Here is a 15857-nt window from a genome sequence, read left to right on the forward strand (position 1 = left end):
GGATAGTCACCTATCCGGGCTCCACCCTTTTGTTGATGCAGTTCAGAACCGAACCAGAACCGAACCTTACGGGCGGTTCTCGGGAGCCAGCGACTCCTCAGTTGCAAAAATCAGGGTCTGCTTCTTACCGCGCGCACCCACCGCCGGGGTTTCCAGCAGCAGCTCCGCGTTCAGGTCCTCAGCGTCCAGCTTCGCGCCAGCCAGTAGGCGGCTGGTCGCATCCTGCTTATCCTCACCGGTGATGAGGAAGAAGACGTTGCGGGAGTTATTGATAATCGGCAGGGTCACCGACACGCGCTCAGCCGGGGGCTTCGGCGAGTCAGAAACCATCACGGTCACGGCCTTACCGCCCTCAACCGGATCCTCCGGCAGGCCGGTACCCAGCAGAACCTGCTTACGGCCCGGGAACAGGGAAGCGATGTGGCCGTCCGGGCCCATGCCCAGCAGGGTGATGTCGAAGACCGGTGCGGGCCACTGGCCACCGCCACCACCGCAGCAACCGCCGCCGCCGCATCCGCAACCACCGGCGGACTCGGCAGCCTCAGCGGCAGCGTCAAAGTCTTCGAGAGTGGTCTCTTCGAGGGACTGCTCGGGTGCGGAAGAACCACAACCGCCGCCACCACAACCACAGCCGCCGGAGCCGCCGTGTTCGTGACCTGCGCCGCCACCGTGACCGCCAGCCAGCGGCAATTCGGTTGCGCCCTCGGGCATCTGCACGCTCACAGCCGGTGCAGAACCGGCGTAATCACGCATCTCAAAGGCGTAGTGCTCAGCGGCTGCTTCCAGGCCGGTGAAAATATCGGATGGACCCATGCGGTGTACATTGCCCACAACCAGGCCGTGCGACAGCAGGGGAGCGAGTAGCGCCTCAATAGCCTGACCGTCATTACGTTCGGGGCTACGCTCGGGCACGAAACGCTCGTCCGAGAACCAGAAATGCACGCGCGACCAGTCGATATCCTTCACGCGCTCGTTCTCAGCCCACGCCTTCAAAGTGGCGATACCCATCGTGCCGCCGGTCAGCGAAATATGGGCAATCGTGCGCTCAGAGAGCACGTGCTCAATGATGTCGAGAATGCGGGTCACCGCATCCGCGGCGAGGGCCTCGCGGGTCGGGTGCGCCACCAGGACGGGGGTGGAGGAACCCATGTTCTGAATCTTAGGCATCGAACACCTCCGGGTATTCTTCGAGGTTTAGAGTGTCTTCGGGCTGGCAGGTGTCGTCCACGAGGGTGACGGTGCGCAGCGCCTGCTTCAGCACGTCGCCGTAAGTGTCGTCCGGGTCGAGGCGGCGCAGCTCCTCAGAGATGCACTCCGCCAGGGTGCGTACCGGCAGGGCAATCTGCTGATCCGGAGCGTACGGGGTGGAAATGGTCGCCACGGACACGCCGGGGCGGAACATGGTCACCGAACCGTCCTCGCGCTCAATGCTGACGCGGTACAGGCCGCGGTTTGCCGCACCGATGGTGGCCAGGTGCACGGGTGCGTTGAGCATCCAACCGAGCCAGGTACCGAGCAGAACCACGGACGGAGACTTGCCCGAACCCCACACGACTACACGGCGCACGGGGGAGGCGGGCATCTGCTCCAGGAGCGCGGCCAGCTGAGTACGCCACAGGGTGAGGCGGGTCCAAGCCAGGTCGGTGTCGCCGGCGCGGTACACCTCGGCCAGGTGAGTCAGGGTGGCCTTCGGGTCCGCCGCACGCGCAGAATCGGTGATGCGGCGCTGGGCGATGCGACCAATCGAATCCTTGGCGGGGTTCTCGGGCACCGAGTGCGGCCACCAGACCACGATGGGGGAGTCCGGCAGCAGCAGACCGGAGATTAGTGCTTCGGTCGGGCGGGATGCGCTACCCCAGCCGCGCAGAACAATCATCTCGGATGCGCCGGTGTCGCCGCCGAGGTGGATTTCGGCGTCCAGCTGGTCGGGGTCGAGCGGGTCGTGCGAGATGTGCACGATGATGCGGCTCGGATGCTCGTGGGAGGTGCGAATCGCCGCGTGCATTGCTTCGCGGGAGTGGCCCTTCTCGGCGAGCACAACGAGGGTGAGCACACGTCCGCTGCTGAGGCTGCCGTTGTTGGCGCGCAGCTGGCTCAGTTCCTTGTTGATGGCGGAAACGGTGGTGTGGTGCAGATGCGAAATCACGGGCGCCTCCAAGCGCGGTTGTCGCGTTCGAGCATTTCGTCTGCCGAACGCGGACCCCACGAACCGGACTCGTAGGGTTCGGGCTTAATGTGGTGTTCTTCCCAGTACTCTTCGAAGGGATCGAGAATCTTCCAGGAGAGCTCGACCTCTTCGTGGCGGGGGAACAGCGGCGGCTCACCGAGCAGCACGTCCAGGATGAGGCGTTCGTAGGCCTCGGGGGATTCCTCGGTGAAGGAGTGGCCGTAGCCGAAGTCCATGTTCACGTCGCGGATTTCCATCTGGGTGCCGGGAACCTTCGCGGAGAAGCGAATGGTCATGCCCTCGTCGGGCTGCACGCGAATCACGATGGCGTTCTGACCGACATGCGCGTTCTCGATTTCACCAAAGAGCGAGCGTGCGGGCTTCTTGAAAATCACGGCAATCTCGGTGACTCGACGGCCCAGACGCTTGCCGGCGCGCAGGTAGAAGGGGGTGCCTTCCCAGCGGCGGTTGGCGATGGAGAGCTTCAGCGCGGCGAAGGTTTCGGTGCGGGAATCGGCGGGAATGTCCTTCTCGTCGAAGAAGCCGTTGACGTGCTCGCCGCCCTGGTAGCCTGCGGAGTACTGTCCGACCGCGAAAGAGTTCGGCAGGTCGTCGATGCGCACGGCCTCGAGGACCTTCGCCTTTTCGGCGCGCAGGTGCTTGGCGTCCAGGCTGAGGGGCTCTTCCATTGCGGTGAGGGCGAGCAGCTGCAGCAGGTGGTTCTGAATGACGTCGCGGGCCGCACCCACGCCGTCGTAGTAGCCTGCGCGGGAGCCGATGCCGATGTCCTCGGCCATCGTGATCTGCACGTGGTCCACGTAGTGGGAGTTCCAGAGCGGCTCGAACATCTGGTTGGAGAAACGCATCGCCAGAATGTTCTGAACGGTTTCCTTACCCAGGTAGTGGTCGATGCGGAACACGGCGTCGGGCGGGAAGACCGCCTCCACGATGGAGTTCAGCTCGCGCGCGCTCTTCAGGTCGTGACCGAAGGGCTTCTCGATGACCACGCGGCGCCAACCGTCGACGGGGTTGACGGTGTCGGCATCGCGGGATGCGAGGTCGTGTTCAGCGAGCTTGGTGAGAACCTGCTCGAATGCCTTCGGGGGAATCGACAGGTAGAAGGCGTGGTTGCCGTGGGCGCCACGCTCATCGAGTTCGGCGAGGGTGCTCTTGAGCTGTTCATAGGATGCGTCGTCGTCGAAGGCACCTTCAACAAATCGCATGCCCTGCTGGAACTGGTTCCACACATCCTCACGGAAGGGGGTACGGGCGTTTGCCTCAACAGATTCACGCACGTAAGCGCGGAAGTCGTCATTGCTCCAGGGGCGGCGGCCGAAGCCGACGAGGCCGAAGCTCGGGGGGAGCAAACCGCGGTTCATGAGGTCATACACTGCCGGAAGCAGCTTCTTGCGGGCCAGGTCACCGGTTACGCCAAAGAAGACGAGCGCGGACGGCCCCGCAATGCGGGTAATGCGGCGGTCGCGAGTATCCCTGAGGGGGTTCGCTTCATGACCGTTAGTCACAATATATTCCTTTGATTGCCTTGGTTGGTTCGTGCGGCGCGCGGTTCGTACCATATCGCGCGGAGGCGATGCCGCATCGTGGAAGGTGTGTACCCAGTATTGTACCGTTTTGGGTTCGTCAGCTGGGGGCCGCCCTAATCCGTCGGATCCCACGGCGGAACCCGGCGGATTAGGGGAGTGCATCCGGCCGCCTCACGAAGGAGACGACCAACGTCTTAGCGAGCGTTGTCGAGTGCCTCGCGGACGGTCTGTAGCAGCTCTTCCCAGGAGACATCGAACTTGGACAGGCCCTCGGTCTCGAGCTTCTCGACGACCTCGGTGTAGGAGATGCCGCGCTCGGCGATGGCGTCCAGAACCTTGTTCGACTCGGAGTAGTTCGGAACGATGGTGTTGCCGGTAATCTCGCCGTGGTCGGCAACGGCGTTCAGAGTTGCCTCGGGCATAGTGTTCACGGTGTTCGGTGCCACCAGGCCGGTCACGTAGAGGGTATCGGGCAGCGAGGGGTCCTTCACGCCGGTGGAGGCCCACAGCGGACGCTGCACGTTCGCGCCGTGTGCCTGCAGGCGAGCCCAGCGCTCGGTGGAGAACATTTCCTCGAAGACCTCGTAGGCGAGGCGTGCGTTGGCCAGACCGGCCTTGCCCTTGAGCTCAAGGGCGTCGCCGCCGATAGCCTCCAGGCGGCCGTCAACCTCGGTGTCCACGCGGGAGACGAAGAAGGACGCGACCGAGTGGATGGTGGACAGGTCCTTGCCGTTCTCCAGCGCCTGCTCCAGGCCGAGCATGTAGGCGTTGATGACCTCGCGGTAGCGGGTCAGGGAGAAAATCAGGGTCACGTTCACGCTGATGCCTGCAGCCAGGGTCTCAGCGATGGGGCGCAGACCTTCCTTGGTTGCGGGGATCTTGATCATGACGTTTTCGCGGCCCACGCGCTCGTAGAGCTCACGCGCCATCTTTGCGGTGCCCTCGGCGTCGCGTGCCAGGCGGGGGTCAACCTCGATGGAGACGCGGCCGTCAAAACCGTTGGAGGACTTGTAGATGGGTTCGAACACGTCGCAGGCGTTGCGCACGTCGTCGCAGGTTGCGGCGAAGACGGCTTCCTCGACGTCGGCACCGGCGGCGGCCAGCTCACGCATCTGCTCGGCGTATGCGGCACCCTTGGAGAGCGCGCCAGCGAAGATGGTGGGGTTGGTGGTCACGCCGACCACGTTGTGGGTCTTGATGAGCTCGGCGAGGTTGCCGCTGGTCAGGCGCTCGCGGGAGAGGTCGTCAAGCCAGATGGAGACACCGGCGTCGGAAAGCTTCTGAGTGGACTCAGACATGGATAAAACCTTCGATTCTTGAATGAGGAAATGAAAAAGTATTGGAGGGACGCGATAGCGGGCCCGGGCGCCCCTCGTAGCGGGGCGCCCGGATTGTTCGCGTCGAGCCTCCCGGAACCGTTGCGTTCCGGAGGTACGAGTATCGCTTACTTGGCGGCGGCGATGGATTCCTTAGCGGCCTCCACGACGGCCTCGGCGGTCACGCCGAACTCGCGGTACAGGGTCTTCGCATCGGCGGATGCACCGAAGTGCTCGATGGACACGGCGCGGCCAGCGGTGCCGAGCAGGTCGTACCAGCTCATGGCCAGGCCAGCCTCGACGGAGACACGCGCTGCCACGGAGGAGGGCAGAACCGACTCGCGGTACTCCTCGCTCTGCTCAGCGAACCACTCGCGCGAAGGCATGGAAACCACGCGAGCCGCGATGCCCTGCTCGGCGAGGGTTGCGCGAGCCTGGACGGCCAGCTCAACCTCGGAACCGGTGGCGATCAGGATGACGTCCGGGGTGCCCTCGGTGTCAGCCATGATGTAGCCGCCGCGTGCGGTGCCCTCTGCGGAGGCGAACTTCTCGCCCTCGGCGTCGGGGTGTACATCCTCACGAGCCCAGACGGGCAGGTTCTGGCGGGAGAGCACGAGGCCCGCGGGGCGATCCGTCTTCTCCAGGATGGTGCGCCATGCGATAGCGGTTTCGTTAGCGTCCGCGGGGCGAACCACGTCGAAGCCGGGGATAGCGCGCAGAGAGGAGAGGTGCTCGATGGGCTGGTGGGTCGGGCCATCCTCGCCCACACCGATGGAGTCGTGGGTCCACACGTACAGCGAGGGAACGCCCATCAGAGCCGAGAGGCGAACCGCCGGACGCTGGTAGTCGGAGAACACGAAGAAGGTGCCCGAGAACGCGCGGGTCGGCGAGGAGAGCACGATGCCGTTCACGATCGCTGCGGCGGCCTGCTCGCGAATACCGAAGTGCAGCACGCGACCGTAGGGGTTGCCGGTCCAGTCTTCGGTGCTGCGCGATACCGGGTTGAAGGAATCCGCACCCTTGATGGTGGTCAGGTTCGAACCGGCGAGGTCGGCGGAGCCGCCCCACAGCTCGGGGAAGGTCTCGGCGATAGCGTTAATGACGGTGCCGGATGCCGCGCGGGTTGCCACGGAGGTGCCGGCCTCGAACACGGGGAAGGCGGCCTTGTAGTCGGCGGGCAGCTCGCCCGCGACCAGGCGGTTGTACAGTGCGGCGCGCTCGGGATTGGCCTTGGCCCAGGCCTCGAACTTTTCGTCCCAGGCCTTGTGAGCTGCGGCACCGCGCTCGCGCAGCTGACGGGTGTGCGCCAGGACGTTCTCCTCGATAAAGAAGCTCTTGGCGGGGTCGAAGCCGAGCACCTCCTTGGTGGCGGCAACTTCCTCGACACCGAGCTTGGAGCCGTGCACGGCGCCGGTGTTCTGCTTGTGCGGTGCGGGGTAGCCGATGATGGTGCGCAGCTCGATGAACGAGGGCTTGTCGGTGACGGCCTTCGCGCGCTCGATGGCGGTGTACAGCTCGGCGACGTCCTCGACGTACTCGCCGGTGCGGGTCCAATCCACGCGCTGAACGTCCCAGCCGTAGGACTCGTAGCGCTTGGCCACGTCCTCGGTGAAGGCGACGTCGGTGTCTTCCTCAATGGAGATGTGGTTGCGGTCCCAGACGACAATCAGGTTGCCGAGCTCCTGGTGGCCCGCGAGCGCGCTGGCTTCGGCGGTCACGCCCTCCTGCACGTCACCCTCGGAGGCGATGACGTAGATGTGGTGGTCGAAGGGGGAGGTGCCCGGGGCAGCCTCGGGGTCGAACATGCCGCGCATACGACGCTGTGCGTAGGCGAAACCAACGGCGGAGGCCAGGCCCTGGCCGAGCGGACCGGTGGTGATTTCAACACCCTTGGTGTGCTTGTACTCGGGGTGGCCGGGGGTGAGGGCACCCCAGGTGCGTAGCTCCTCCAGGTCCTTCATCTCGAGGCCGTAGCCGCCGAGGAACAGCTGGGTGTACAGGGTCAGGGAGGTGTGGCCGGGGGAGAGGATAAAGCGGTCGCGGCCTTCCCAGCGGTCGTCGGCCGGGTCCTGGTTCATGACCTTCTGGAACAGCAGGTAGGCGACCGGGGCCAGGCTCATCGCGGTGCCGGGGTGGCCGGAGCCGACCTTCTCCACGGCGTCGGCGGCAAGGATGCGGGCGGTGTCAACGGCTCGCTGATCGGTTTCTGTCCACTGGAGGTTTTCTGCCACGTGGGTGTCCTTTCGCAAGGGTGAGTGGATGCGCCAGCGGCTAGGTGCTGACGCCCTGTCCATGGGGCGTAACGGTACCCCGGGGGTGTTTATTCCGCGCGGTGCGTTCCGGCGGGTGCCCCGGAGGCTGGTTGCGTCCTTTTCGTTTAACAAGGATAGTTCACTCCGCCGCACTATCTGATGTGAGGGTGTGTACATTCACAGGGTGGAACGCCGCCCGCCTGAGAGCGCCGGGTGAGCGCACCGTTGAGGCGGTGCCGAATCGGCACGGAATCGGTGCGGCGCGGGCTTCCTTCAGCTATAAGAGATTTTGAGGGGCGGTAAAGCTCATGTTAAGGTTGAGCGGGAAGGTTGCGGACCGAGACAGTGGTTGGGTCGGTCCGCCCCTCGGTGATTAAAGCCCCTCCTCCGAACATGAACGTGATGGAGTCCAACTGTGGTGGTTGGACTCGTGGTTCGGCAGGAGGGGGCTTTCTTTTTAACCCCGAACGCCGGCTATCGGGTTTGGCTGCGCGGGTGCCTCTGAAACTCCCCATCTGCCCCGCGCCTGTTTCACGGCTTGCCCCCTACCCGCTTGCGGACTCTTGCTCGCAGCTCTTGTTGACAGCCGCACCCGGATACGGCGATGCCCCGCGGCTTTCGAATTATTCGAAAGCCGCGGGGCATCGGGTGAAGTACCGGTCGTGAAGCACCAGCCATGAAGCGCAGGTCGAAGGGGCGCAGTCAGGCTAGTCGGACCACTTGAACTTGCGCGAGGCAATCAGGCCGAGAATGACGGTCCAAACCGTCAGAACCCAGTGCGGGTCCGCCATCCACTGGTGGTGAATGAAGTTGCCGCGCAGGGCCTCGCCCAGAGCCGCCGAGGGGAACCAGGACACGATCGCGCCGTACCAATCGGGGAAGGAACTGAGCGGGAACAGCACGCCGCCCGCGCCGGCCAGAACCACCCAGGCGATGTTCACAATCGCGAGGGTCGCCTCCGCGCGCACCGTACCGGCAATCAGCAGACCCAGCGCCGTAAAGGCCGCCGCACCCAGTAGCAGGGTGAGGAAGGCTCGCGAGAGGGCGATGGCGTCCGGACGCCAACCCAGGCCGTACCCGACCACGCCCACGAGCACGAACTGGATAATCAGTACGACCACTACGGCGATGCACTTGCCCAGAATCAGGCCGTTGCGGCCCAGGGGAGTGGTCGCCAGAAAGCGAAGCACGCCGTAGCGGCGGTCGAAGCCCGTTGCGATGCCCTGGCCCGACAGCGCCGTGGAGATGACGCAGAGGGCCAGCACGCCGGGGACCGCCGCATCCATACGCGAAACCCCCACCGAGTGTGCGTAGTCATCAATTAGGCCCGTAAAGCGCAGGCCCAGAAGCGCCATGACGGGGAAGATGATGTTCAGCATCAGCTGCTCGCCGTTGCGGAGCATCGCCATCGTCTCGTAACGACCCTGCTCAATCACGCGCACGAGCGGGTAGTTCGCGCGGGGCGGGATGTACTCCTCGTCCTCGTCGATGGCGACGCCCCGGGCGGAGGTGTCCGCCGCAGCGCTCGTGCTCTGCTCGCGGTCGGTAGAAGCGGTGGGGCTCATCGAATATCACGTCCTGAAATATCGAGGAAGACGTCCTCGAGGGTCTTCGGTTCCATCTTGAGAGAAATTGGCATGAGGTAGCGTTCGGCCAGCGCCGCGGTGAAGGCCGCCAGGTGCTCCGCGCGCAGGGGACCGACGAGCTCGTACTCACCGGTCACGGCCGGGTGCTCCTCCGAGGCGGGAACGTAGGGGACCGTCTCGATGAGTTTCACACCGGCCCGCAGGTGCGCCGGGAGCAGCTCCTCGCGGCTGGGGGTGGGAGCATCCAGGGTGTAGCGCAGGCGGTTCGTGCCGTCGTTAGCGATCAGCTCGGGAACGGTGCCCTCCTGCACGGTGGCGCCGTCCTCGATGATGTACACGTAATCGGCAAGCTTCTGTGCGTCGTCAATCAGGTGCGTGGTGAGCACGATGGCCACGCCGCGCTCGCGCTGTTCGCGAATAATTTCGAATACGACGTTGCGCGATTGCGGGTCCAGGCCCGCGGAGGGCTCGTCGAGGAAGAGCACGTCCGGCTTGCCGATGAGGGCCGCCGCGAGCGCCACGCGCTGCTTCTGACCGCCCGAGAGTCGCCGAATCGTGGTGCCGTTGAACGCGTCGATACCCAGGCGGTGCGCGAGCTCTTCAACCGGGTAGGGGTCGGTGTACATGCTTGCGATGTGCTCGAGCAGCGGGATGGGGTGCATGGCGTTGGGCAGGCCGCCGTCCTGAAGCATGATGCCGACCTTGGCGCGCAGCTCGGGGTCTGCCAGGAGGGGGTTCTCGCCGAGCAGGCGCACGGTACCGCGGGTGGGCTTGAGCAGGCCCTGGGCGCAGGCGAGGGTCGTAGTCTTACCTGCGCCGTTCGCGCCGAGAAGAACCACCACTTCGCCGGGGAAGACACGCAAATTCACCCGGTTGACGGCGCGGTAGTAGCCGCTTGCGGTGAGTCGTTCGGGGTGCTTATTGCGGAACGCTCGGGAGGGCTTGAACTCTTTAATGAGGTCCTTGACGCTCAGCGCCGGTTCTTCGGCGACGGTGAGCCTGCGCGCCGTGGGGGAGGAGGCTGCCTCCTCTGAGCGGTCCGCGCGTGCGGTGGTGGTCTCCATGGGCATAACTTTCGATTTATTCGCGTGATATACCCCTATATTCTATGCACTACCTCACGTGCTCAACACATTTTTAAGACGATTAACATTCAGCTTCGGGTAAAAAAGTCAGCAAGTAGGAAGACCTAACTAGCCAAAGAAAAAACAATTAGGACATACTTTATTTGTGTATTCCGTGAACAAGACATCTCAGCGCTCCTCCGAGCGTGAGGCACAGACCCGAGGCAGCACCCGAGGTGCAGCGTCGGGCTCTTGTAGTGCTTCCACCAAAAAGTCCTCCGCGGCACGCACATCCAAGCGTAAGGCCGAGGCTGAGGAACGCACCCGGGACCGCGTGCTCCGCGGCGTTCTTAACCACGGACCGGTATCCGCTGCAAGCCTGGGGGAGCTGCTCAGCCTGACCCCCGCCGCGGTCCGCCGCCATCTGGACGCCCTCGAATCAAGCAACATGATCGAGGTCGCCCCCATTAAGAAGCACGGCGCGGGTGCCGGACGCCCGGCCCGCCGCTATGTGATTGCCCCGCAGGGGCACGAGCGGCTCGGCAACGACTACCTGCTCATCGCGCGTAACGCCCTGCAGATGCTACGCGATACCGTCGGCGACGGGGCGCTGGAGGCCTTCGCCTCCGCCCGCGCGGCCGAGATGGAGGCGCGCTACCGCCCGGTGGTGGAAGCCGCCGGAGACAACGTGGCCGCCCGAGCTAAGGCGCTCGCCGAGGCCATGAGCAGGGACGGTTTCGTGGCCACCGCGCAGGTGACCGAACCTCCCGTGGGTCGTAGCGTGCCGGAGCACTTCCTCGCGAGTATCCAGCTGTGCCAGGGCCACTGCCCGGTTCGCGACCTGGCCGAAGACTTCCAGGTCTTCTGTGAGCAGGAGACCGGGATTATTTCTGATCTTCTGGGCGTTGATGTTCGCAGGCTCTCCACGATGGCCTCGGGCGCGCACGTGTGCACCACGCACGTGCCGCTGAACCGAGAGACCGTGGCGGAGAACGCGAAGTCGACGAAACCAGCCACGCCGACCGAGCCCGATGACGGCACGCCGGCTGAGAAGCCGAGCGTCTAGCCGGCGGCTCGAACCCCAAGGACTACCGCGCCTGCATCCGGCAGGTGGCGGAGAGAATGTAATAACCATCGAAGAAAGGCCGTAATGACTGAGAAAGTTGGGCAGAACGCCAACGATACCGTCATTTCAGAGATCCTGGAGATGAACCCCGAACTCGAGGGCATTGGTAACTACGAGTACGGTTGGGCAGACTCCGACGAAGCAGGCCAGGTAGCAAAGCGCGGCCTGGACGAGGACGTCGTGCGTGACATCTCCGCGAAGAAGAACGAACCCCAGTGGATGCTGGACATGCGTCTGAAGGCGCTGAAGTTCTTCGAGCGTAAGCCCATGCCCACCTGGGGTGCGGATCTTTCCGAAATCGACTTCGACAACATCAAGTACTTCGTGCGTTCGACCGAGGGCCAGGCGGCTTCTTGGGACGAACTGCCCGAGGATATTCGCACCACCTACGAGCGCCTGGGCATTCCCGAGGCGGAGCGTAACTCCCTCGTCGCGGGTGTGGCTGCACAGTACGAGTCCGAGGTCGTGTACCACCAGATCCGTGAGGACCTGGAGAAGCAGGGCGTGATCTTTGTCGACACCGACACCGGTCTGCGCGAATACCCCGAACTGTTCAAGGAATACTTCGGCTCCATCATCCCGATTGGTGACAACAAGTTCTCCGCACTGAATACCGCCGTATGGTCCGGTGGCTCCTTCGTGTACGTTCCCCCGGGAGTTCACGTTGAGATCCCGCTGCAGGCGTACTTCCGCATTAACACTGAGAACATGGGCCAGTTCGAACGCACCCTGATTATTGCGGACGAAGACTCCTACGTTCACTACATTGAGGGCTGCACCGCCCCCATCTACAAGTCCGACTCCCTGCACTCCGCAGTGGTTGAGATTGTGCTGAAGAAGAACGCCCGCGTTCGCTACACCACGATTCAGAACTGGTCGAACAACGTCTACAACCTGGTGACCAAGCGTGCGGTTGCGCACGAGGGTGCCACCATGGAATGGGTGGACGGCAACATCGGTTCGAAGGTCACCCAGAAGTACCCCGCCGTCTACATGGTTGGCGAGCACGCCAAGGGTGAGACCCTGTCCATCGCGTTCGCTGGCGAGGGTCAGCACCAGGACACCGGTTCGAAGATGGTTCACATTGCACCGAACACCTCCTCGACCATCGTGTCGAAGTCCGTGGCACGTAACGGTGGCCGCAGCGCATACCGTGGCCTGGTTCAGGTTCGTGAGGGTGCTAAGCACTCCAAGTCCTCCGTGGTCTGTGACGCACTGCTGGTGGACACCATCTCCCGCTCCGACACCTACCCCTACGTGGATGTCCGCGAGGACGATGTGACCATGGGTCACGAGGCGACGGTTTCCCGCGTCTCTGAAGACCAGCTGTTCTACCTGATGCAGCGTGGCCTGAGCGAAGAAGAAGCAATGGCGATGATCGTTCGCGGCTTCGTTGAGCCTATTGCCCGCGAGCTGCCGATGGAGTACGCACTCGAACTGAACCGCCTGATCGAACTTCAGATGGAAGGATCTGTGGGCTAATGCCGACCAACGAAGAAACTCTGGGTTACCACTCCCCGATCATCCCCGGTATGGACCAGGAGGGCGAGAAGCTCGCCACCGAGTTCGCCCACGATGACACCCTGTACCGTGCCACCGAGGCACACCACCAGGGCTCCAACCCGAACAACATCCAGAAGGTGCTGGAGGCATCCCGCGCCGAGCGTAAGACCTCCTACAACGTGGAGGACTTCGCTCCGCTGACCGGCCGTGAAGAGGATTGGCGCTTCACCCCGCTGAAGCGTCTGGGTGGCCTGCACCTGGAGAAGCTGACCGGCACCGCACCGGCACCGAAGGTGACCGCACCCGAGCAGGTCAAGGTTGAGACCGTCTCCCGCGAGGACGAGCGCATCGGCTCCGCCGGTGTTCCCGAGGATCGCGTGGCGGCTAACGCCTGGTCCAGCTTCTCCGAGGCAACCGTGGTGACCATCCCCGCCGAGGCCGAGCTGTCCGAGCACGTTGAGATTGATATCGACGGCACCGGCAACGAGCCCGCCGCCCAGCACATCGTGATTGAGGCTAAGCCCTTCTCGAAGGCCGTCGTGGTCATCCGCCACACCGGCTCCACCGTGCTCGCACAGAACATCGAGTTCGTGGTGGACGACGAGGCTGAGCTGAACGTCGTGTCCGTCCAGCAGTGGGCTGACGACGCCATCCACACCTCCGCACAGTACGCTAAGCTGGGCCGCAACTCCCGCTTCAAGCACGTGGTGGTTTCCCTCGGTGGCGACCTGGTGCGCGTGACCCCCTCGACCAAGTTCACCGCCCCCGGCGCCGAGACCGAAATGTACGGCCTGTACTTCGTGGATGCCGGCCAGCACATTGAGTCCCGCCTGTTCGTGGACCACTCCGTGCCCAACTGCAAGTCCCGCGTGACATACAAGGGCGCGCTGCAGGGTAAGGGTGCACACTCGGTGTGGGTTGGCGACGTTCTGATTGGTAAGGACGCTGAAGGCACCGACACCTACGAGCTGAACCGTAACCTGCTGCTGGAAGTTGGCCCCCGCGCCGACTCCGTGCCGAACCTGGAGATTGAGACCGGCCTGATTGAGGGCGCCGGTCACGCATCCACCACCGGCCAGCTCGATGAGCAGCACCTGTGGTACCTGCAGGCTCGCGGTATTCCGGAGGCTGAGGCCCGCCGTCTGGTGGTGCGCGGCTTCCTGAACGAGGTCATTCAGCAGATTCGCGTTCCCGAACTTGAAGAGCAGCTCACCGAGGCCCTTGAGGCAGAGCTCGCACTCAGCAACAACTAAGCTTTACCAGGAGAAATAATGTCTACTCTTGAAATCAAGGACCTTCACGTCTCGGTCATCCTCGATGACGAAACCACCAAGCCCATCCTCAAGGGCGTTAACCTGACCATCAACTCGGGCGAGATTCACGCCATCATGGGCCCCAACGGTTCCGGTAAGTCCACCCTGGCTTCGACCATCGCCGGCCACCCCAAGTACCAGGTTGATTCCGGCCAGATTCTGCTGGACGGCCAGGACATCACCGAGATGAGCGTTGACGAGCGTGCCCGCGCCGGCCTCTTCCTCGCAATGCAGTACCCGGTTGAGATTCCCGGCGTGACCATGTCGAACTTCCTGCGCTCCGCAAAGACCGCAGTGGACGGCAAGGCTCCCTCCCTGCGTACCTGGACCAAGGACGTTAAGGAAGCCATGAAGAACCTGGAGATTGATCCCGACTTCATCTCCCGTAACGTGAACGAGGGCTTCTCCGGTGGTGAGAAGAAGCGCCACGAGATTCTGCAGCTCGAGCTGCTCAAGCCCAAGTTCGCCATTCTCGACGAGACCGACTCCGGCCTGGACGTCGACGCTCTGAAGATCGTGTCCGAGGGCGTGAACCGCGCTCACGAGGCTAACGACATGGGCGTCATGCTAATTACCCACTACACCCGCATTCTGCGCTACATCAAGCCGCAGTTCGTGCACGTGTTCGTGGACGGCAAGATGGTTGACCAGGGCGGCCCCGAGCTGGCTGACCGCCTGGAAGAAGAGGGCTACGTTTCTTACGTGGGTAAGAAGTAAGCTTCTTCTCCTTATCGGATTCTGATAGAAAGATAGAACTATGACTGAGACTGTGCAGGTTCGTGTTCCTCAGGAAGAAATTGAGGAAGCCCTCAAGGAGGTCATTGACCCGGAGCTCGGCGTCAATATTGTTGACCTTGGTCTGCTCTACGGTCTGCGCTGGGACGAGGACGGAACCCTCATTCTGGACCTGACTCTGACCACCGCGGCGTGCCCGCTGCAGGAGGTTATTGAGGAGCAGGTTCAGAGCAACCTGGAGAACCTGGTTGATTCTTGGCGTGTGAACTGGGTTTGGATGCCGCCGTGGGGCCCGGAGCGTATTACTGAGGACGGCCGCGATATGATGCGCGCGCTGGGCTTCAACATCTAAGCTCCTAGACGCTGAATAGACACCCGCCGGGTGCGGAGAGTATAGACTCTCCGCACCCGGCGGGTGTTTTTATGTTGTTAAAAATTAGGGCAAAGACCTAGCGCTATGTTTTGTAGGCTGAGGATTATGCGGTGACAACAAGGATAGATTTTTTATTGATAATTAGGACAATTTGACTGGGGGGGGGGTCCAAGTATGATTCCTTGTGGATCATACACTCACGTCATACTAGGCTCCTCATGCAACGGCCGCTTGAGGACGCCGAAAGGAAATCATGGCACAAAAGATTATCGCCGCTGACGGTTCTGTCTACGTTAAGAAGAAGCCCTTCTACCTCCGTTGGTGGTTCATCACTCTCGTTATTCTTGTTCTTCTTGGTGGTTGCGCTTCGGTGATGGGTGGTGGCTCCAGCAAGTCTACGAGCGCTTCTTCATCTTCGGCGGCTGCCGATTCTTCTGTCGTTGCTGAAGCTTCTCAGGAATCTGGCGGTGAATCTTCCTCTGCAGGCGCGGCAGAACCCAACACGAAGCAGAACGATAACAACGTTCCCACCGAATATAAGTCTGCTTTGAAGAAGGCTGAATCGTACTCTCGCACCATGCACATGTCTAAGCAGGGTATCTATAACCAGCTCACCAGCGAATTTGAGAAGTTCAGCCCCGAGGCGGCCCAGTACGCTGTGGACAACGTGAAGGCTGACTGGAACGCAAATGCCCTGGAGAAGGCTAAGAGCTACCAGAAGACGATGAGCATGTCTCCCGAGGCAATTCGTTCTCAGCTGACTTCTTCGGTTGAAGGATTCACTGAGGAAGAGGCCGATTACGCAGTCTCCCATCTGAACTAATTCAACAGATAATTTAGAAGCCGCCCGGTGCGTGGATACAGTATCCACACACCGG

The 15857-nt window shown here is 62.7% G+C and carries 13 protein-coding genes; 6 read left to right on the top strand and 7 right to left on the bottom strand.

The window, feature by feature from the left end; translation table 11 throughout:
• Positions 1-66: 66 nt before the first annotated feature.
• The 7 genes from ADJ95_RS08195 to ADJ95_RS08225 form a co-directional block, all read right to left on the bottom strand.
• Positions 67-1167: a 6-phosphogluconolactonase gene (locus ADJ95_RS08195; RefSeq protein ID WP_049334142.1), complete on the bottom strand. Its 1101-nt coding sequence runs from the start codon at positions 1165-1167 to the stop codon at positions 67-69.
• The gene (locus ADJ95_RS08200; protein WP_049334143.1) at positions 1160-2146 is read right to left on the bottom strand and encodes a glucose-6-phosphate dehydrogenase assembly protein OpcA; all 987 of its coding nucleotides are present in this window, start codon (positions 2144-2146) and stop codon (positions 1160-1162) included. The genes ADJ95_RS08195 and ADJ95_RS08200 overlap by 8 nt, the downstream gene beginning before the upstream one ends.
• Positions 2143-3690, bottom strand: a complete 1548-nt coding sequence (gene zwf, locus ADJ95_RS08205; protein ID WP_049334144.1) for a glucose-6-phosphate dehydrogenase — start codon at positions 3688-3690, stop codon at positions 2143-2145. The genes ADJ95_RS08200 and zwf overlap by 4 nt, the downstream gene beginning before the upstream one ends.
• A gap of 215 nt (positions 3691-3905) precedes the next feature.
• Positions 3906-5009, bottom strand: coding sequence for a transaldolase (gene tal, locus ADJ95_RS08210; protein ID WP_049334145.1), 1104 nt, complete (start codon positions 5007-5009; stop codon positions 3906-3908).
• Positions 5010-5155: 146 nt separating this feature from the next.
• Positions 5156-7258, bottom strand: coding sequence for a transketolase (gene tkt / locus ADJ95_RS08215; RefSeq protein ID WP_049334146.1), 2103 nt, complete (start codon positions 7256-7258; stop codon positions 5156-5158).
• 728 nt (positions 7259-7986) lie between these two features.
• Entirely contained in the window at positions 7987-8844 is an 858-nt protein-coding gene (locus ADJ95_RS08220; protein ID WP_049334147.1) for an ABC transporter permease, read from the bottom strand.
• The gene (locus tag ADJ95_RS08225) at positions 8841-9929 is read right to left on the bottom strand and encodes an ABC transporter ATP-binding protein (RefSeq protein ID WP_192830510.1); all 1089 of its coding nucleotides are present in this window, start codon (positions 9927-9929) and stop codon (positions 8841-8843) included. The genes ADJ95_RS08220 and ADJ95_RS08225 overlap by 4 nt, the downstream gene beginning before the upstream one ends.
• Before the next feature lie 166 nt (positions 9930-10095).
• Here ADJ95_RS08225 and ADJ95_RS08230 point away from each other — a divergent pair, with 166 nt between their 5' ends.
• The 6 genes from ADJ95_RS08230 (at position 10096) to ADJ95_RS08255 (ending at position 15802) form a co-directional block, all read left to right on the top strand.
• A complete protein-coding gene (locus ADJ95_RS08230) occupies positions 10096-10995 on the top strand; it encodes a helix-turn-helix transcriptional regulator (RefSeq protein ID WP_049334149.1) in 900 nt (299 codons plus the stop codon).
• A gap of 84 nt (positions 10996-11079) precedes the next feature.
• Positions 11080-12537, top strand: a complete 1458-nt coding sequence (sufB, locus tag ADJ95_RS08235; RefSeq protein WP_049334150.1) for a Fe-S cluster assembly protein SufB — start codon at positions 11080-11082, stop codon at positions 12535-12537.
• Positions 12537-13811 (top strand): Fe-S cluster assembly protein SufD, encoded by a 1275-nt coding sequence (sufD, locus tag ADJ95_RS08240; RefSeq protein ID WP_049334151.1) that lies wholly within the window; start codon positions 12537-12539, stop codon positions 13809-13811. Before sufB ends, sufD begins: the two co-directional genes overlap by 1 nt.
• Before the next feature lie 18 nt (positions 13812-13829).
• On the top strand, positions 13830-14588 hold the full coding sequence (sufC, locus tag ADJ95_RS08245; RefSeq protein ID WP_049334152.1) for a Fe-S cluster assembly ATPase SufC: 759 nt from the start codon (positions 13830-13832) through the stop codon (positions 14586-14588).
• Positions 14589-14628: 40 nt separating this feature from the next.
• Positions 14629-14958 carry a metal-sulfur cluster assembly factor gene (locus tag ADJ95_RS08250; RefSeq protein ID WP_012903572.1) on the top strand — a complete coding sequence of 110 codons (330 nt, stop codon included), beginning with the start codon at positions 14629-14631 and terminating at the stop codon, positions 14956-14958.
• A 274-nt stretch (positions 14959-15232) separates the two neighbouring features.
• A complete protein-coding gene (locus ADJ95_RS08255) occupies positions 15233-15802 on the top strand; it encodes an Ltp family lipoprotein (protein WP_049334153.1) in 570 nt (189 codons plus the stop codon).
• Positions 15803-15857: the final 55 nt, after the last annotated feature.

Source organism: Rothia mucilaginosa (genome assembly GCF_001061665.1).
GTDB lineage: Bacteria > Actinomycetota > Actinomycetes > Actinomycetales > Micrococcaceae > Rothia > Rothia mucilaginosa_A.

Excerpts from the sequence above, each read along its gene's own strand:
- ADJ95_RS08225 (WP_192830510.1), bottom strand. The coding sequence starts at position 9,929 with ATGGAGACCACCACCGCACGCGCGGACCGCTCAGAGGAGGCAGCCTCC.
- ADJ95_RS08195 (WP_049334142.1), bottom strand. The coding sequence starts at position 1,167 with ATGCCTAAGATTCAGAACATGGGTTCCTCCACCCCCGTCCTGGTGGCG.
- ADJ95_RS08250 (WP_012903572.1), top strand. The coding sequence starts at position 14,629 with ATGACTGAGACTGTGCAGGTTCGTGTTCCTCAGGAAGAAATTGAGGAA.
- ADJ95_RS08220 (WP_049334147.1), bottom strand. The coding sequence starts at position 8,844 with ATGAGCCCCACCGCTTCTACCGACCGCGAGCAGAGCACGAGCGCTGCG.
- tal (WP_049334145.1), bottom strand. The coding sequence starts at position 5,009 with ATGTCTGAGTCCACTCAGAAGCTTTCCGACGCCGGTGTCTCCATCTGG.
- sufB (WP_049334150.1), top strand. The coding sequence starts at position 11,080 with ATGACTGAGAAAGTTGGGCAGAACGCCAACGATACCGTCATTTCAGAG.
- sufD (WP_049334151.1), top strand. The coding sequence starts at position 12,537 with ATGCCGACCAACGAAGAAACTCTGGGTTACCACTCCCCGATCATCCCC.
- ADJ95_RS08255 (WP_049334153.1), top strand. The coding sequence starts at position 15,233 with ATGGCACAAAAGATTATCGCCGCTGACGGTTCTGTCTACGTTAAGAAG.
- sufC (WP_049334152.1), top strand. The coding sequence starts at position 13,830 with ATGTCTACTCTTGAAATCAAGGACCTTCACGTCTCGGTCATCCTCGAT.